This is a genomic window from Siphonobacter sp. (assembly GCF_048595215.1).
Taxonomy (GTDB): Bacteria; Bacteroidota; Bacteroidia; order Cytophagales; family Spirosomataceae; genus Siphonobacter.
The window spans coordinates 1-19052 of the sequence record NZ_JBMDWJ010000053.1 but is presented as its reverse complement, the minus strand read 5'-3'; the positions used below and the strand labels follow the sequence as shown (position 1 = coordinate 19052).

Genomic DNA, 19052 nt, shown 5'->3' with positions numbered 1-19052 from the left:
AAAAGAGGAATTGAAAGGACTGTTTTTGTAATCACATAATCAGAAAATGGGTAGGAAAAAAGGAAAGATGAGGTTTGGAGAGGGGCTATTGATGAGTGAAATTCATCTTGGCAAGACCAATGATAAGAAAATTCGGAAACGAATTTGCCGAAATTGGATGACTTTTAATGGATGGAATTTCAGGATGAATGATTTACTGCCGGTTTATCCATCTTTAACGTACCTATAGCTTCCCTCTTTGATAAATTTTCAAGGCAATCCAACCAGTAAAGGATTGATTTTAGGATCTTCCTACCATTTTTGTAGATAGAACGTGTTGGAAAATCTCCTTCAAATTCCCTTACACCCGTAGAACAACATAAACCAATGACTAAACCTTTTCTGGCTCTTATCGCTGGTGCAGGGGTGACCCTAGCCGCCTGCTCGCAAAACAACGGTAAAAATGCGGAGACCGCAACGGCCGATAGTACCCTGGCTCCGGTTGAAACCAATGCCCCCAACTCCGATTATAAACCAGCTTTCCCAGGTCAGACGCGAATCGCCGGTGTTAAATCAAAAACCGCTTACGAAGGCAAAGTACTTGCCGAAGGACTTAAAAATCCCTGGGGAGTTACCAGCTTGCCCGATGGCCGTTTGCTGATCACCGAAAAAGGAGGTACGATGCGAATTGCCAAACTTAGTGGTGAACTGAGTGCACCTATTACGGGTATTCCAACCGTCAACTCGGATGGCCAGGGAGGTTTGCTGGGTGTGCGGGTAGACCCTGCCTTTGAGCAAAACCGGATGGTATACTGGGTATTTTCGGAGAAGCTACCCGAAGGAAATCTAACAGCAGTAGCCAAAGGAAAGCTTTCCGCTGACGAAAAAAAAATCGAAGGTGCGACTGTCATTTATCGGGCTACGCCAGCGTATAAAGGGGACTTACACTACGGCGGCCGCATTTTGTTCGACAAACAAGAAAATCTGATCATCAGTACGGGTGAGCGTTCGGATACCATCACCAGGCCGCAGGCTCAACAGCTTAATTCAAGCCTCGGTAAAATCATTCGGATTACTAAAGAAGGAAAAGCCGTGGCTGGAAACCCTTTCGAAGGGAAAGCCGGAGCCAAGCCAGAACTGTATTCGTACGGTCACCGAAATGTACAGGGTCTAGCATTTCACCCGGTTACAGGTGATCTGTGGGAGGATGAATTCGGACCCCGGGGGGGTGATGAAGTAAACCGGATTGAACCCGGTAAAAACTACGGCTGGCCTACCATCACTTACGGTATCGAATATAGCGGCAAAAAAGTAGGGGCGGCCATTCAGCAGAAGGAAGGACTGGAGCAACCGGTGTATTACTGGGACCCGGTGGTATCTCCCAGCGGTATGACGTTCTACAGTAGTGACAGTATTCCTGAATGGAAAAACAACCTGTTCATCGGGGGGCTGAGTAGTACGCACATTGTCCGACTAGTGATTGAAGACAACAAAGTGGTAGGTGAAGAACGCCTGCTGGATAAAGAAGGGCAACGCTTCCGTGACGTAACCCAGGGCAAAGATGGAGCCTTGTACGCGATCACCGATCAGGGAAGACTCTACCGAATTTATAAAAAGTAAACCCTTGTAACCCGGATCCGCTGACGAAGTAGATCCGGGTTCTTTTTTATGTATTCTTTCCTGGAATTCTGTTTCCATCGAAAAATCGCCGTTGATGTCATAGTAAAGGCTTATTTCCTGGAATAAAATCATAAAAAATGAGCCCTGAGATTTCGATATGCATCCTTCCCCTCGGACTAATGCATTGTATCGAAATCTCAGGGCTTTCAAAAGAGTGTAAAACGTCGAATTACGTACTTCTTTAAACCGGTTTCAACGAAGGAATTTTTTACCGTAGCAAATAAACATTTACCGATTCCTTGACGTCTACTAAGGTACGTTTGGGTTTTTGAAACGGAGCCGGAATAGGACGTCGGGCGTATTCCTGTAAATACAGTACCCAGGCATCCCGCCACCAGATAGCCTCCTCATGCTGGGTACGAAGTCGCCCTGCGACGTCAGCGTGTAGGGTAGGGTCAATAGCCAGTTTAACCTGAGCCCATTCCCGCTGCAACCATTGTACGGAATCAGCACCCGTATAGAAATGCGTACAAAGTTCATCCCAGAGGTTACGACCTGAGGAAAGGGTTTTGTCCCAGGGAACGTGATGAAACCAGAGCAAGTAGGGGAGAGGACAGGTTTCCGCATCTGCCCAGCCTTTTTGAACCTCAGGGTGGTATTGGGAGAGTGCATTACTACCCGTAGCGGTGCGGTCAAAACCCAGGCCTATGGAATCTGCCCGGTGGTAATAAACGGCAGTCCAGTCCGGACGGGGGCTTTTGTTCTGCCAAGGTTCGGGAGCAAAGTGCACACCCGCCCAGGGCCGGGAAAGGCCCATAGGCGTGTTGTAATTAACGTAAATATCCCGCGAACGGAGTAGCATGTGACGAATCCGGCGTACCGCTTCGGGCTCGTGCGTCAATGACATCTTAATCCATTCGTCAGCGATTTGTTCGGAAGTCAGCGAATGGTCCCAGGCTAATCTTCCAAAGGCATACCAGTTCGCCTGAGCCAGCGGATGGCCCGTCCAGTTGCGATCCGAACCGGTATTAGCTACGCCCGCCATCAGCGTTCGTTCATATCCGTGTAAGCTGCCGTCAATCACTTTGGCTACCGTCGATCCTTTCCCTGAAACGTAGGTATCAGAATCAAGACATTCTTTAAACAAGGGAGCTTCGTATACCAGATGGGTAGCAAAACCCAGGTATTCCTGGGTAAGTTGAAACTCCATGCCCAGAGGCGTACGGGGCATCCGACCAAAGATGGGTGAAAAAGGTTCGCGGGGCTGAAAATCAATCGGACCGTTTTTTACCTGTACGATCACCTTGGAGCCAAATTTGCCATCAAACGGTACAAACTCTTCGAACGCAGCCTTGAAGCGATCAGCGTTGGGGTCGGCTTTGTAAACGAAAGCCCGCCAGATGACCACGCCGGGGTAGGGTTTCATGGCTTCGTCCAGCATATTGGCTCCATCCGCGTGCGTACGACCATAATCCTGGGGTCCGGGCTCGCCTTCTGAATTGGCTTTCACTAGAAAACCACCAAAATCTGGAATGGTCTGGTAAATTTCTTTCACCTTATTGGCCCACCACTGGCGAACCTGCGGGTCCAGGGGATCCGACGTCTTCAGACCGCCGAGTATTTTGGGGGCTGCAAAGTTCACTGATAGATAAACCTTGATTCCATAAGGCCGGAATACGTCGGCCAAGGCGGCTACTTTTTTCAGATATTCGCCCGTCAGCAGGCGAGGACTCGCGTTGACATTATTAAGTACCGTTCCGTTAATGCCTATGGAGGCATTCGCCCGGGCGTAATCGCGGTACCGTGGACTGATGGTTTCGGGTAATTCATACCATTTCCACATCGATTCCCCCGCATAGCCCCGCTCAATGGTTGCGTTAGGATTGTCCCAGTGATTAAGCATCCGAAGTTTTACTTTCGGACGGCTAACAACGGCCAGTGAATCCAGGGGCCGATGCACCTGTAATTGACGCAACAGAGCAAATACCCCATACAAAACACCCGTATCAGTTTGGCTGATAATCTGGAGGTTACCCTGACGTTTGACGATACGGTAACCTTCAGGGGTAAGATCCTTTACATCCGCACCCATCGGCGTAATCCGTAGCAGGATTCCACCAGTCCGATTGCCAGAAGCCTGTACGGATGGTACGGACTGTCCGAGTAGTCCCTTGAAGCCCTGGCGTAACTCGTCCGTTGCCGTATTCAGGATAGGGGATGAACCTTCCAGTGCGATGAACTGCATGGATCGGGTGTAAGACGTCCGAAGGGAAGCGTTGGAGATTCGGTCGTATTTGAGCCAGAGTTGGTAACCATCGTCGCCTTTAGCCAAAGGAGCCAGTAGCAGCAGGTACAAGAATAGTAATCGTTTCATTAACAGAGATTTATACGGGTGTTATACAAACGAATGAAGGCTTAAGTGCAGTGGGTTATCGCTTTGTAGAATAAACGTCAGCAACCAGGCGTATACCTATTTTGACGGGTATGGCAGCTCATCGTTCGCGAAGCGACCCTGACACTCTTTTACCTTTATATCTAATAAATCGGGGGATTAAAAAGAGGCGTAAATTTTACGTGTAAAAATGACACTTATTTTGAAAACCATAGCAAACTACTCGTACTTTTTTGTAAAAAAATATACGAATAGTTAAAAATAGGACCTTTAAACGCTTAGCTCCGGACTAGGAATAAAGTTTAGAAACGCATTATGGGTAAGTTGATACTTATTGGAATTTACCTGATACAGGTAGGCTCCTCGCCGAGAATATCCCTTCTGTTTTTCATCTAATTTAGTTAAAAGACTGGTTGATAGTATTTTACGACTGAAGTTACGTTTATCAAATTCAGTATTGTAGATCGCTTCGTATAACTTTTGTAATTGAGGAATTGTAAATTTCTCGGGTAATAATTCAAAACCAATGGGGTGCTGAGCGGCCTTGTAACGAAGCCGCTTAAGAGCAAGATCTACCATGTCTCCATGGTCGAAGAGTAGGGGAGGTAAGTCGTAGATAGAAAACCAGCGAGCCTGAAACGTATCGGATAAAGTAGCTTCGTAATCGTCAATTTTAATTAAGGAAAAGTAAGCAACGGACACTGTACGTGTGATAGGATCGCGATTGGGGTTGCCGAAGGCATAGAGTTGCTCCAGATACACATTTGTCAGGCCCGTCAGATCAAAAAGAATACGGCTTGCGGCATCCTCCAGACTCTCATTCGGTTGCAGCCAACCCCCCATTAATGACCAAGTTTCGGCCTCGATCCCTCGCTTAACGAGTAATACTTTTAAGCCTTCGCCATCAAAGCCGAAAATAATGGAATCTAAAGCCAGTAAATAAGGGTGCTGTTGTTGGTATTGATCTAACATGAACGCTCACTCAGGAATGGACCACGTTTTTAAAATGTATTTTCTCCCAAGATAAAGCGAAAATGTTAACTTTTTGTTACAAGTTCAAGATAGACTTTGACGCAATCCCGTAAGGGCAACATTTACTTAGAATTCTGGTGATCTAATTTAGTTAGAAGTTGACTCGATTTTTAAACTTGAGTCCATAGTATCACGCTCATTCTCGTCAAAATCAAGCATTTCTGAATTGCAAAGGCAGCAAAGTACACCGATGCATTCAGTTTTGGATTAGTAATATTACGTTCTACAAGCCCAATGATGAACAGCGGTATAGTAAAGTACCCATTGATTGGTGTATTTGGCGGAAGTATGAATAAAGGTATCCTCTTAGGCCGTCCTGTAGTGGAGTGATTTAAGAGATATAGGTGCTGCGAAGCGATGTATACCGATTGCGGACCGGACTAATAAAATAGTTGTCGTATGGCAATTGCTTAAAGCATGAATTTGTTAAAAATGATCATAAGATGCCAATTTTTGATATTAGATAATAAATTTACGCCCTATCCCCAGTACTAACTCAATAACTACCCCTGAATATTCAATTAAAAGGACTTGATCGCATTGGAATACTTGGTATCAGTTAGGATGACCTTAACAGAATGAATGTTTGAATCTTTTTAGCGACACCTACTCCCAAAGGTCCGTTGTTTCTATATTTTTTGTTAGTAGGCTTATAATCAAAAACTTAAACCCTTATTTGATCCTTCTATTTACGGAAGATAGAATCACTACTCTATTCATTGACAAAATGCGAAGTTGTAGTATTTCGACTTCAATAAACCGCGTAGGGAAGGAGCGGGATAGAACATCGGATTTCGTCTAGTATAAACAGAATAGTACAAAAAACGGTGCATGAGTTCGGGGGGACTTAATTTAGTGAAATGAACTATCTGATTACACTATATTCTGTAGGGTGCTACAAAACATAGAACTTTAAGATTCTATTTTATCATCAAGTATCGTTGACTAACAGTAGTCTATTTTGTAAATGAAGTTAACCTTCATGGTTAGTGAGGCAGTGCTAGAAAATTGACAGTCCTTCAGCTATAGAGCTGAATTTTGGATTCTTTGTACGTTGAGTAGAAGTTGATATAAAGCTATTGTACATATAAGTTACTTCCTATCAACTCTGGTGAGAACGAGCTTATTGGCTAGCACGAGTAACAAAGTAGATTCCTAATGGCCACCTATACTCGAGTCGTTGATTACTTCCTTAGCAACCCCTACCATGCTTTATAACTCGGAAGCCGTATCGAACTATTACTTTGCATTTCTAATTCGACTATGATGAAGATAGATAAAGCAGATTTTCGCCTCGAGTTAATTTGTTATCTTCTTCAGCTTTAAAAGTGCCGTAAAACTGTAGCACTTCAGATATAATATATGTGTCAATAGGCCGAAAGGTTGTAGGTTCTGCCCTGCTTGGTAGTTTAGTTTTAACATACTCTTTGAATATTGATTTTAAATTTACTAAAATTGATTGAAAGGTTATTTTTTTATCATATCAAACAATGAGGTTTATACAAATTACAAGTAAAATAATATGAAGTATATAGGAGGCCTTATCTGTTTACTATTTGTTATTTATTAAACAGAAGCAAATTAACTGTAATTCATCTACTGTAAATAATGCAACGTATATACATCTAAGACAGGCTATTGTAAAGAATATAATAGTATTAATACGGATTATAATAAATCTTTAGCTACTTATTTAAATTAAGCTAGGTAATACTAAAAATTCAAGAATTTGATTTAAGTACATATTCTACTTTAAAAATCTGCTCGGTACTATTTAAATAAATCAAGCTTTGTCCTAGGCCAACTATGTATACTACAGAAATGCCCTTTCTTGCAGTTAAACCAAGATTATCCTACCTACACCTACCTAATAACCCTAGAAAGCATCATGTAACCAAGACTTCCACAATAGTGAATTATATAATTTGTTGTAGTAATTATTGATTACTTAAGTAGTACTAGTATGACAAATACTGTTCATGGTTAGAGTAATGTACTTATGTAAAAAATGAGATATATTGATTTATGATAGTAAATGAGGAATTAATAACTATTAATACGGTAGTAGAGATCTTCTTTTTCAATGGCAAAAGGATGAATTAGGATTATTTTTTTTTCTCAAGTAAATGAAAGTATTCTTCCCAGACTAGAATGCAATTAATCAATTAATTGTATTTTTGAAGATTTATAAATAATACTTAAGCTTAACGTTTAAATGTAAGTGACCTTCTGGAGGCTTTCATTGAGCCGAGAGAATACAATCTACAGAAATTAAGCAATACTGATAACCGTAGTTATCATACTATTCCCTTATTAACCAACATGAATGTATTGATTCTAGAAGATGAACCAAAAGCAGCTTATGAATTAAAGCATACCTTGGAAACATTAAAGAGTGACCTTCACGTTTGTGCTATCCTACCGTCTATTGAAGAAGCACGCACTTGGTTGTCTACTCATGATGTACCGGATCTTATTTTTGCTGATATCATCTTATCCGACGGTAAAGTGTTCCATCTCTTTAAAGAGATAGAAGTAAAGTCTCCCGTGATCTTCTGCACCGCTTATGATGAATTCGCTTTGGAAGCCTTTGAAGCAAATGGCATTGACTATTTGCTAAAACCCATTGAAGAAGAAAAGCTACAGCGGAGTTTGGAAAAGATAGAAAGGCTGAAAACAGTTTTTTCGCATCAGTCTTTTCTCGAAGACATGAGCCGTCCAAAAAACATATTCGTCCATTTTCGTGACAAGTTAATTCCCATCGAGCCTGCGACCATCAATTATATATATACCTATAACCATGTCGCTTACATTCACACAGATTCTCAGCAGTATGAGATTCGTGAAACGTTAGATGAGCTAGCTCTACTATTACCTGAACGTGATTTTTACCGGGCTAATCGACAGTACATTATTCCACAGCGAAAAGTACAGCACGTAGAACGTAGTTTTACCCGAAAATTGACCGTAAAATTAACCGTACCTACCCCTCAACCCATTGTAGTTAGTAAAGCCAGAGCATCTGAATTTTTACAATGGCTGAAAAGCTAGTGGTACCCAAAAAAATAATTTTCCATGACTGTCCTGTTCAGTCGTTTTTTTGCCCACTTCAGCATTTTATAGGCTAATGTTATCAATTGCTTACTTAATTTCGTTAGAGAGAGCCGCTTATCATCATCATATTTAAGCAGATTTTTTTAACAGTATTAACGATCAATTATCATGCCGCCTTTATGCTTTTCGAGCCATTCTCTGCTCCTTGCAATACACTGCCTATTTGTATATCAGATACATCGTCTGTTAGGAAAACAGTATACGTTCATTTCTAATGTTGGCCTGCTAGAGATTTGAAATATACCCCTATTTCATACTCCGCATCCATCTAGCAATTTATCCGGAATAGTATCAATCTTAAGGATTGAGATAATCTGTTTATGAACATGCTATACACTATAGGAGCCGCTTACGCGAGGCAGAACCAACCGATTACTTTCCCACACCGAGGTCTTCGAAAACGGAGATTCTTGAGTCTTAATACTTTTCAATACCAAACTTTTTCGAGTCCAATCATTCTATGAAAAATGTCCTCATTTGCGAAGATCATCCCGTCGTAGGTTTAGGAATCAAGTACTTATTAGAATCTAACTTTCCTAAACTGAACGTTTACCTCTGTAGTGATTATGAGCAAGCCTTGCAATACTTTAGCACGGTGCCGATTTATATGCTAGTACTTGATTTGAATGTGCCCGGGGGCAATTCAATCAAAATGCTGGAAACTTTTCTTTACAAACAACAGCAAGCTCGCATTCTGGTTTTTTCGGCCTATGATGAAAAAGTTTACGCTCTGCCCTGCCTAAAAGCGGGTGCAAAAGGTTATATTTCCAAGCACGCTGCTCAGGAAGAGGTACTATTGGCTGTCAAAACGGTATTTAATAATGAAAAGTACTTAAGTCCTCAAATGCGGCAGGTTAGTATTGACAAGCTGCTCCATCAAGCCGAGGAAGTTCATAATAATCCTTTGGAAAATCTGTCGGATCGCGAGAAGGAAGTTTTACACTACCTGGTAAAGGGCTACGGTCCCGCTGATATTGGACGGCAGCTCAACCTGCATATATCCACCATCAGTACGGTCAAAAACCGGGTTTTTAGTAAGTTAGGGGTCAATAGTATCGTCTCCTTACTCGAAACCATGCGAGTACTTCAAAGTACGCCTTCCGTCGCAGTATAGTCTTTTTGTTTACGAAGCTTGACCAGCTACTCTGATGCCTTCAGAGTAGCTGGTCAAGCTTTTTGCCTACTTTCATGTTATCAAGAATACTTATAGTTTGGCTGATTAGCTGTGGCGTGTGGGTAAGCTTACCAGCTCATGCTCAAACCTTTCACATCGAACAATACACAGACGATAATGGCCTGCCTCAAAACAGTGTAAAAAGCATTGCTCGGGATGCGGAAGGGTTTCTTTGGCTAACGACGGAAGCCGGACTAGTACGATTTGACGGGCAACAATTCTACACCTCCCTTCATACGCATAGTCAACGCTTTAAGTCTTTGTATCCGGACCTTTCTGCCGAGGGGAAAAGTTTATATGCCATCAATGAAAAGAATGAGTTTATAAAAATTAAGAACGGGAAGACGTATCCCAAGCAGACCTACTATCAACCCCATCTTAAACCCCAATTACCCTCTTTCCCGCTGAGCATTTCTACGGGATTGCCGGATAATTATTACATGTTGGATACTGTTCGCAAGTATCTGATTCCGATAAAGAACAGTAGCTTTTTTCTGTGTACCCATACTACACTGGATGCGTATGTACAGGGCAAAAAAGCGTATAGTTTCAAAAGGGAATTTAACAATTTCAAGCACCTATTCCGGCTGGGGACTAGTTTATTCGAGTTTCGACCTGATGGAAAGATGAAACGGGTTAGCGAACAACAACCACGCCTTTTTCCGTTAACGGGAGATATTCTTCTGAACCCTTCTTATAAAACTTCAGAGCAGAACATTCAACTCTACTGGAACAATGCAGCGGATCAGGCCTTCTTGTATTTGAAGGGCTGCTTGTACCAGCTGAGCCAAACGACAGATGCCTTAAAAACCGAGCTAATTTTAAAAGACTTTGATTTCTCACAAGTCAACATTGCTAGTGTGTATTATGATTCCGTATACAAACGGGTTTTTCTGGGAAGCTTAAGTCAAGGGCTATACGTATGCACCCGAAGGGATTTTCAAACCCTGTATCTGAAAGAAGGCGGTCAGACGAATGTATTCTATGCCCAGTCCCGATTTCAGGATTCGAGTGTAGTAACCAATAAGGGGGTGGTTATGCAACCCAATGGCCAGCGAACCGTACGTAAGCACTTAACCGCTCTTGCTCAAACTAAATTTGATCGGTATATGATGGCCCTAGATCGCCATCAGAATATCTGGACTACTAGTGAAAATAAACTTTATAAATTTAATGCAACCGGCGATCGTCTACTACAGCAGTGGGAGCTTGCCGGGCACATTTCCTGTATCTATCAGGGTGATGAAGGACCCCTCTGGATCGGCGTTGATGGGCAGGGTATTTTCCAGTTAGATGAACAGCAGCAAGCTCCCCAGCTTTACCTCAAAATGCCTAAGGTACGCGTTTCCTATTTTCTATACGAAAATGCCGATAAGTTATGGGTAGGGACCTACGCTGGACTTTTTAATATTCAGGGCTCTGCCCGTAAGGTGACTTGGGTATCAGCATTGGATCAGATTTATGTTCGAAGTTTACACACTTCCAAAGCCGGTGAGTTATGGGTTAGTACTGCTGAAAATGGTATTTATCTGATTCAGGGAACAAAAGTGACACACCTACCACTTGATCCGCATCATTATATGGCCCAGGCCCATTGCATCATGGAAGACCGTAAGGGCTATCTCTGGATTACTACCAACAAAGGCTTATTTCAGGCGGCCAAGGGGGACTTGCTCCGGTTTGCTGAAGGAAAGATCGACGGAACTATTTATTACCATCATTATACCAAAGAGCACGGTTTTCGTATCAACGAATTCAACGGCGGCTGTGAGCCCTGTGGTTTACGCGTACAAGATCGGTATTTTTCCTTACCTACTCTGAACGGATTGGTGTGGTTTGAACCGGAAAAGATTAAGCCAGAACTACCGGAGCAGAAGGTACTCATTGATCGTATAAGCCTGGATGGAGCTACGCAGTTTCTGTCTTCGGATACCCTTATACTACCCCCCAATCATACGCCCTTAACCATTTACGTTACTACGCCTTACTTTGGTAATGTCAATAACCTACGTCTATCCTACGCGTTTACCGCCGATGATGAAAAAGCGAATAGTTGGAATGAGCTCCGTAGCATTGATCGAACCTTTCAACTTACGCACGTAAGTCCCGGTACGTACAAACTATCCGTTCGGCTTACGAATGGTTTCGGAAGCGATAATTACTCGGTTGGCCACCTTACGGTAATCATTCAAAAGCCCTGGTACTTGCGTACGACATTTTTGATAATCACTGGAGTCATCGCAATCTTAATCCTGTACGGGATGATTGAACTTCGATCTTCGTACTTAAAGAATAAAAACCGGAAGCTGGAAGCCGTGATTTCCGAACGAACGAGTGAACTCAAACAAATGCTTGCCCTCGTAGAAAACTCACAGCAGGAATTGCTCTGGCGAAAATTCATTCAGGATCATATCATTGCGGCCATTAGTCATGATGTAAAAGCTCCTTTAAGGTACGTCGTCGACTTGAATCAGCTGGTCTATCAGCATTTTCAGAAAGAAGGTACTTCCCCTACGATGTTGGAAATGACGAAAGGAATCTACGATTCGACCTTTCGAATTCAGCAGTTGATCAATAATTTACTGGAGTACGTAAAGCCCCAAATGAAGCATTCTGGAAGCGTGTCCTTGCAACCGGTGAATCTTCACGAGCTGGTCGCGAATAAAATTGCATTCTTCCGGGATAGTGCCCGGAAGAATAGTACAACCGTGATAAATCGTGTGGTAAATGAGGTGAGCGTGACCAGTAATCCAGAATTACTAGCCATCATTATTCATAACTTATTAGATAACGCCATCCGCATTACTAAAAATGGCTATGTAACAATAAAAGCCCTGGAGATGGAGTCCGAAATTCATTTGTCCATTCGCGATACGGGCCCTGGAATGCCTTTAGCGTTAGTAAACTGGCTCAACCAGCCCCGATCGCGTACTTTAGAAGAGGCCAGTAAGGAACTGCCGCCGCAATTGGGTCTGGGATTGATTATCCTCAAAGATTTAAGCCAGTTATTAAAAATCCGACTCACGGTGCTTTCCCAAGAAAAGGGTGGTACGGAAGTGCTGCTCAGCTTCCCAAAACAGATGTCGGAAGATTTTGAAGTAAATTCTACTTTCAGTTAACCAGATAGTTGATCAAACCGTAGATCTAGCATGACCCGGAAACTGTGGATCGTTTAGCCCAAAACGATCCACAGTTCTTTTAACGTATAGCTTCATCGGGTATACGCTTTTTCCAGGCGTTTCAGACCTTTCCGTTCAGCTTCAAACGTTTACCGCTCCCCGGTAGAATGTTCCTTTTCGAAGGAATGTTTTTTTTACGACGTATACCGATCCCCACTTTTTTGTAATTACACAAGCAAGTACACAAGCTATGCTGACGACTGACAAAAATGCTTTTGGGCAGCCCTTCGTTCGTACCGAACAGGTTTCACAGTGGGCCTTGGGGGTAAAAGAACAACTGAAGCAGGCAAGGGTAGAAGCCACGACTTTTCGTTGGGCTCAGGGAAAGCTACAGACGGCCTTGGATGATCACTCATTCTGGTTATTCTACGAATTTCCGAATAAAGGAAAACTGGCCATTCGTACCTGTTATGATCAGCACCTGACGGGTACCGTACGCAAACTCAAAAAAAACAAACAATCGGCTGAATGGGAAGTAGAAGGGTCACTGGGTCTTTTCCGTATTAACTTGGAAATCTACGAATCCGGCTTGTTGCGGTATACCACCCGACTGACACCCCGGCAAGCGTTTACCGTACAGGGCTTTCCCCGGGATATTTATTTCCTCAACGCCGAGAATGATCCCATGGAAACGCAGGGCCGGATCTATATTAAACAAAGTGGACCCACGGCGGGTCTGGTGTATGCTTCCGTCATGGAACCAGTGGAAGGAAGTTTTTTTTACTTTCAAAACCTCACGGCTCTGAATGAATACGGGGATCTAACGCAAACCGAACCCAGTGGCTGTGTATCGGCTCAGTGGCCGGAGTTGGGTTTTAGCCTACCCGCCGCCGAACAGCCTTTACCCGCGGAGAAAGAACTTACCCTGAATGATGCGTTTGTGTACCTCCATGAAGTTGTTCCCACGGATGAATTTGAGGGAGCCGATCAGTTTTTAGAGGCGATAGGGCTCATCTATCCTCACTTACAAAAACCCGAAACGGCGTACTACGACTGGACTAAGGCTTCCCAGCGAACCATTGAAGCCTTAACTAAAGCCGGTGAATGCGGTCGTCAGATCCATAATAAATTTTACGTTAATGCCTACGTAGGTTCCACGGAAAAGCCCCCTGAAAGTATGGTGCAACTGGCGATTCTCGTACCGCTTTGGGAGTATCAGCAATGGCTGGGCGAGCCCGTGGAATTAGTAGAAAAGCTGCGACAAAGCATTCCTTCTTTTTACGATGAACAGAAAGAAACGATCGTTCGTTGGTTGCCCGGCGAAACGTTTAAAAAGGAGGAGTTAAGTGAAGAGGAAGACCCGGATAAAATTGATTCCTGGTATCTGGTTCATATCCTCATGAATCTGGCCCGCCTGGCCGAACATGGCGATATGCAGGCAAAGGAGCTGTTCCTGAAATCCCTGCAATACGTTATCAATGCGGCTCATCATTTCAAGTACGAATGGCCCGTATTTTACCACGCCGAGAGCCTGAAAGTACTCAAAGCAGAAACCAGTGAAGGTAGGGGCGGTGAGCTGGATACGCCCGGACTCTACTGCCACATCATGCTTCAGGCCTATGAAATGACCCGAAATACGGTGTATCTGGACGAAGCAATTCGTTCAGCCGAAAAACTAATCGGCAAGGGATTTGATTTGTTGTACCAGTCCAACATCACCATGATGAGTGCTTTGACTCTGGTGAAGTTGGGGAAGCTTACGGGTAATCACTTGTACTACAAACTGAGTAAACTCAGCATTGCCAACCTCATTGCCCGCATGTGGATCTGGGAATGTAGCATTGGCCTGGGTAAATACCGGAGTACCTTCCTGGGCGTGGCTCCCTTGCGGGATGCGGAGTACCTGGCCGCCTATGAAGAAGCCGAAATCTTTGCTACCGTACTCAATTACCTCAAGGAATTGGGCAGTGATGTGCCGGCTCCCATCCGGCAGATTTTCAGTGAATACTTCAAGTATCTGTTACACCGGGGAAGGTATTATTTCCCAACGGAATTACCTCCCGACATGATCAGTGAAGAACCCCGGGAAGGCCACATTGCTCAAAAATTGCCCATTCCGCTGGAAGACATTCCGACGGGTCTAAAAAAAGCGGGTTCGGTAGGCCAGGAAGTATACGGAGGAGCCTTGCCGTATATCCTGACTACGTATGCCTATAAACGTTTCGACCCGATGCCGGTGATGGTGTTTTGCGAGTATCCCATCTATCACGCGGAATACGACATCGTAAGTCCACACCAGGGATACGCGTTATTCCGCTTGGGAGGGGTAGCCGGGTTTACGTGTCGGGTTCGGGTAATTACTCTGGGTAGATCGTTGCCACTCATCCAGCTTTTTGATTCAGTAGCGGAGGAACCCATGCAGCCCCAGGACGAAACCCACCAGTATCAGGAATTTATAGTGCAGGGCGACCAGCAAATACGGCTGGAGTGGTCACGCTCGTAAGGTCAAATTCTATTCACTCACGTTAGATAATTTTCAACAATGCAACAAGCTACGCAAGCACACACCCGGGTAGAAAGCCTGGAAGGAAAACGTATTCTGCTAACGGGCGGTACAACGGGTATCGGCCGGGCGATTGGGATTTTACTCGGTTCCTACGGAGCTAGTATTTTTACCTTTGGTCGCCACCAGCAACAACTGGACGAAACCCTAACGGCCATTCGGGAAGCCGGTGGAAAAGCAGAAGGCATCATTGCCGACGCAGCGAAGCCGGAGGATATCAAAAAGGTATTCGAGCAGGTGGATCAGCAGCTGGGCGGACTTGATATTCTGATTAACTCGGCGGCTCTGGCAGCGGGCTCCATTGATGAAATGCCCGATGAAGAGTGGCGATACGTCATCGAAACTAATCTGATGGGCTATCTAGCTACGACGAAAGAAGCTCTAAACCGTATGAAGCCTCAGCAAAAAGGCCACATCGTATTGATTGGATCGATGAGTGCGGATGTACGGGAGGAAGGCAGTTCCGTGTACGTGGCTACCAAATCGGCCATCCAGGGTTTTGCGGAAAGTTTACGGAAAGAAGTCAATAAACTCGGCATCAAAGTGAGTTTGATTGAACCCGGAGCGGTAGGTTCGGACATGCAGCCGACCACGCCCGAAGAAGAACGCGAAAAGCAGAAAACGGGAGAGATGTTGAAGGCGGAAGATATTGCGGTTTGCGTCCATTATATCCTGACCCAACCGCTTCGCTGCGACGTCGTTTCCATCCAGATCCGTCCGCACTTACAATTAATTTAAAGTACCTTTTAGTTACAAACGGGTGCAGGCTCTGGGAAATCAATCGCCCGAAGCCTGCACCCGTTTTGTATAAATACCATCATCTTTAGTACGTATAGGGATAAAAAAACAAAAGATCGTACGGATAATTCAATATTGGTTTTAATCAGCCCTTAGCTTCATAATTAGATAACATTCGCGTTGTTTTAGGGTAATCTAGCGACCTTTATTTTGCAGTAATGAAGAAGGTATTGAGTTTGGTTTTGATGCTACAGGGAGCATTGGCGGCCTACGGTCAGTCGGTGCAGATCCAAAAATCAATAACCGTTGATTCGTTGGGAGCAGGGCAGGGGGTAAGTTATATCGATGGAAACGTATACCTCTACGGCGATCGGGAAGTAGGAATCATTCGGGAGTATATATTGAAAGACCACGAACTTCAGTATACGCAAAAAGAAGTACAGCTAAGCATTGATTCTAAAGACATTATCAATCATCCAACGGGCATCGCTCATAAGTCCGGAAAACCGGTATTCATCGGAAACAGCATTCGACTTAATCCGGAAGGAACGCAGTGGAAGGCCGTTATCTATCAGGTAAATTGGGCGGGTTTACTCCAGACCGGAACCCTCCAGGGAAATCTTATCCGTACGATTGAAGATGATGTCTGCATTCAAGGGACTCGTCCGGAGTACGTGCAATATCAGGGTCGCTGGTACGTAGCCACGGCTGATTACGGGAACAAGGCCAATGAGGTACGATTGTACGACCCGCAAGCACTGGTTAAAGCGTCAAAAACCTCGGAACCGGGTATTCTCTACAAAAAGTTTACCTGTTCACCCTGGATACAAAACTTACATTTCATCCCGGATAAAAACATCTTGGTACTGATTCAAAATCAGATTGAGGGCCGCCGCTGGCGATTGACTTTTCTGGATTTGAATCAATCCCTTGCCCAGGGCAAAGAACACGTATTGAAAGTAATAGACTTTGATAAATCCGATGAACTGGAAGGGTTTACCCTAACCCGTAACGGGCAGGGAATCCTGGTGACTTCTTCCAAACAGTCGAACGTTCACTGGGTAACGTTCGACTACTAGTATCCGCCACTTTCCTTTGTAACCACCCCTTTGGGCTAGCTTAAGTCCTCTGATTCCCTGGAATCAGAACCGCTGCCTATGGCCTGTTTTTAGCACATTCATCTACTACACTATACATGCAGAAACGTGTATCCTTTCCCTTGCGTAAAGCGGCGACGCTCCTGAGTCCGCTTTGCCTGTTGGTGGTTCTGGCAACCACTAGCGATGCTCTCTCCCGAACTCCCGAGCCCCAACTTAGCTCCTCACGGGCTCTGGTCAAAATCACCGGGATTGTTCGTGATGAAAAAGGAGAAGCCCTCTCGGGTGTAACCGTGAGCAGCAAAGGCACCACCCGTGGTACCGTTACGGATGCTACGGGAAAGTATGCCCTCGAAGTAGAAGAGGGTAGTACGCTGGTGTTCTCCTTCATTGGCTACGTCTCTCAGGAAGTCGTAGTGGGTAATCGGCAGGTCCTGGACGTACAGTTGCAGGAATCCGCCAGTCAGCTCAACGAAGTAGTGGCCGTGGGTTATCAAACCGTTCGTAAAAGCGATGTAACCGGGGCCATTTCTAGCGTGAAAGCGAAGGAACTGAATCTTTCTACGCCAACGGTTGGACAAGCCTTGGTTGGGAAAGTAGCTGGCGTTCAGATTTCGCAGGTGAGTGGAGCTCCCTACGTCAGTACCAAAATTCGGGTACGGGGCGTCGGCTCTATCAATGCCAGTGCGGATCCGCTGTACGTCATTGATGGCTATCCGGCCGGACCCGATGTCTTCATCAATCCCAATGATATTGAATCGATTGACATTCTGAAAGATGCGGCTTCGGCGGCCATTTATGGGTCACGGGCCGCCGGTGGCGTTGTACTGATTACCACCAAACGAGGCAAAGAAGGCAAGGGCCGACTGGATTACGATTATCAGTTTGGATTGAATCAGCTCAGCAAAAAAGTGGATCTGCTAAACGCCGAGGAATTCGCCCAGCTACACATCGACGGTCACAATAACTCGTACCGTGATCTGGTTCGTAATTCGGGGCAAACCTGGAACGACGCCATGTTTTCCGACAACAACGCGACCCGTATTGCCCGGGTGGGTAACGCCAGCAGCGTGAGTATTCCAACGGAGATTTATGACTTCGCTACTCAGACAATGATCAAACCGAAGTACAATACCGATTGGCAGGATGAACTCTACCGCACGGCCTCCGTACAGCGGCATAACCTGAGCTTTTCGGGCGGTACTAAGGATGTTCGGTACGCTTTGAGTGGCGGTTATCTGAATCAGGAGGGGATCATCGTAAGTACCAGACAGGAACGCATGAACCTGCGGGCCAATCTGGATGCCCAAGTGAACAAACGCCTGAAGATCGGAGCGAACCTGGCCCTGACTTCCAATACCAACCGCGAAGTGGAAGAAGGCCGTTTTGATAAAGGACCCATTCTTGGTGCTTTAATCTATGCTCCATACTTCCGGGCCTACAACGACGATGGTACATTGTCCAAATTTGAATCTTCTTCCCAAGGACCCCTGTACGCGTATCAGACGGTCGAAAACCCCGTTGCGGTAGCGATGGAAACGATTATTCGTCGCCGGGGCTCGCGGAGTACTTACAATGGTAATGCCACGTATGATCTGCTGCCGGGTTTATCGGCCCGGATCAACCTGGGGATGCAGTCTTACAACGAAAAGTACGAGTACTATCTCCCCACGAGCCTGAGTAGCGGAAACAATGCACCAGGTTCAGCCCAGGCCATTGCCGCCGCCACGGCTACGGCTCGTACCATCGCTCAGGTAGATCGACTCGCTGAATACACGCTGCATTACAACCGTCAGTTTGGCAAACACAGCCTCGATGCGTTGGCGGGGTATACGGCTCAGAAGTTTGAAAGTGATATCATCAGTGTTTCGGCCCGGGGTTTTCAAAACGACCGAATTAAGGAAATTACCGGAAAAGGAGCCGATCCCACCAACTTCCTTCTGAACGTCGGCGGTGATTTGGGTACGCAAAAATACACCTGGACCCTGCTTTCGTACCTGGCTCGGGTGGGTTATAACTTCGATGAAAAGTACTACCTGTCGGCTTCCTTCCGCCGGGATGGTTCTTCTCGCTTCGGTCCGCTTAACAAATGGGGTACTTTCCCTTCTGTATCAGCGGGCTGGAATATTTCCAAAGAGAATTTCTACCATGATTTTCTGGGACAAAACTCTTCGCTCAAACTACGGGCCAGCTGGGGTTTGAGTGGCAATAACAACATTGGTAA

Annotated in this window: 10 protein-coding genes; 8 read left to right on the top strand and 2 right to left on the bottom strand. The window is 45.0% G+C overall.

From position 1 onward, the window contains the following. The first annotated feature begins 366 nt into the window (after window positions 1-366). Entirely contained in the window at window positions 367-1599 is a 1233-nt protein-coding gene (locus ACOJTG_RS03525; RefSeq protein WP_420152542.1) for a PQQ-dependent sugar dehydrogenase, read from the top strand. A gap of 268 nt (window positions 1600-1867) precedes the next feature. Here ACOJTG_RS03525 and ACOJTG_RS03520 read toward each other — a convergent pair whose 3' ends face one another. Then, window positions 1868-3973 (bottom strand): alpha-glucuronidase family glycosyl hydrolase, encoded by a 2106-nt coding sequence (locus ACOJTG_RS03520; RefSeq protein ID WP_420152541.1) that lies wholly within the window; start codon window positions 3971-3973, stop codon window positions 1868-1870. A gap of 288 nt (window positions 3974-4261) precedes the next feature. After that, window positions 4262-4963, bottom strand: coding sequence for an NUDIX hydrolase (locus ACOJTG_RS03515; RefSeq protein ID WP_104714321.1), 702 nt, complete (start codon window positions 4961-4963; stop codon window positions 4262-4264). A 2382-nt stretch (window positions 4964-7345) separates the two neighbouring features. Between ACOJTG_RS03515 and ACOJTG_RS03510 the strand changes: the two genes are divergently transcribed. From ACOJTG_RS03510 to ACOJTG_RS03480, 7 genes are all read left to right on the top strand, one after another. Further along, window positions 7346-8074 carry a LytR/AlgR family response regulator transcription factor gene (locus ACOJTG_RS03510; RefSeq protein ID WP_420152540.1) on the top strand — a complete coding sequence of 243 codons (729 nt, stop codon included), beginning with the start codon at window positions 7346-7348 and terminating at the stop codon, window positions 8072-8074. A 523-nt stretch (window positions 8075-8597) separates the two neighbouring features. Then, the gene (locus tag ACOJTG_RS03505) at window positions 8598-9251 is read left to right on the top strand and encodes a response regulator transcription factor (protein ID WP_420152539.1); all 654 of its coding nucleotides are present in this window, start codon (window positions 8598-8600) and stop codon (window positions 9249-9251) included. A 74-nt stretch (window positions 9252-9325) separates the two neighbouring features. Beyond that, the gene (locus tag ACOJTG_RS03500; protein ID WP_420152538.1) at window positions 9326-12430 is read left to right on the top strand and encodes a sensor histidine kinase; all 3105 of its coding nucleotides are present in this window, start codon (window positions 9326-9328) and stop codon (window positions 12428-12430) included. Window positions 12431-12680: 250 nt separating this feature from the next. After that, on the top strand, window positions 12681-14933 hold the full coding sequence (locus ACOJTG_RS03495) for a hypothetical protein (RefSeq protein ID WP_420152537.1): 2253 nt from the start codon (window positions 12681-12683) through the stop codon (window positions 14931-14933). A gap of 39 nt (window positions 14934-14972) precedes the next feature. Then, a complete protein-coding gene (locus ACOJTG_RS03490; protein ID WP_420152536.1) occupies window positions 14973-15731 on the top strand; it encodes an SDR family oxidoreductase in 759 nt (252 codons plus the stop codon). Between the two features lie 218 nt (window positions 15732-15949). Beyond that, a complete protein-coding gene (locus ACOJTG_RS03485) occupies window positions 15950-16810 on the top strand; it encodes a hypothetical protein (RefSeq protein ID WP_420152535.1) in 861 nt (286 codons plus the stop codon). A 116-nt stretch (window positions 16811-16926) separates the two neighbouring features. Next, a partial coding sequence (locus ACOJTG_RS03480) for a SusC/RagA family TonB-linked outer membrane protein (protein ID WP_420152534.1) occupies window positions 16927-19052 on the top strand: 2126 nt, incomplete at its 3' end.

Excerpts from the sequence above, each read along its gene's own strand:
- ACOJTG_RS03495 (WP_420152537.1), top strand. The coding sequence starts at position 12,681 with ATGCTGACGACTGACAAAAATGCTTTTGGGCAGCCCTTCGTTCGTACC.
- ACOJTG_RS03510 (WP_420152540.1), top strand. The coding sequence starts at position 7,346 with ATGAATGTATTGATTCTAGAAGATGAACCAAAAGCAGCTTATGAATTA.
- ACOJTG_RS03505 (WP_420152539.1), top strand. The coding sequence starts at position 8,598 with ATGAAAAATGTCCTCATTTGCGAAGATCATCCCGTCGTAGGTTTAGGA.
- ACOJTG_RS03490 (WP_420152536.1), top strand. The coding sequence starts at position 14,973 with ATGCAACAAGCTACGCAAGCACACACCCGGGTAGAAAGCCTGGAAGGA.
- ACOJTG_RS03525 (WP_420152542.1), top strand. The coding sequence starts at position 367 with ATGACTAAACCTTTTCTGGCTCTTATCGCTGGTGCAGGGGTGACCCTA.
- ACOJTG_RS03485 (WP_420152535.1), top strand. The coding sequence starts at position 15,950 with ATGAAGAAGGTATTGAGTTTGGTTTTGATGCTACAGGGAGCATTGGCG.
- ACOJTG_RS03500 (WP_420152538.1), top strand. The coding sequence starts at position 9,326 with ATGTTATCAAGAATACTTATAGTTTGGCTGATTAGCTGTGGCGTGTGG.
- ACOJTG_RS03520 (WP_420152541.1), bottom strand. The coding sequence starts at position 3,973 with ATGAAACGATTACTATTCTTGTACCTGCTGCTACTGGCTCCTTTGGCT.
- ACOJTG_RS03515 (WP_104714321.1), bottom strand. The coding sequence starts at position 4,963 with ATGTTAGATCAATACCAACAACAGCACCCTTATTTACTGGCTTTAGAT.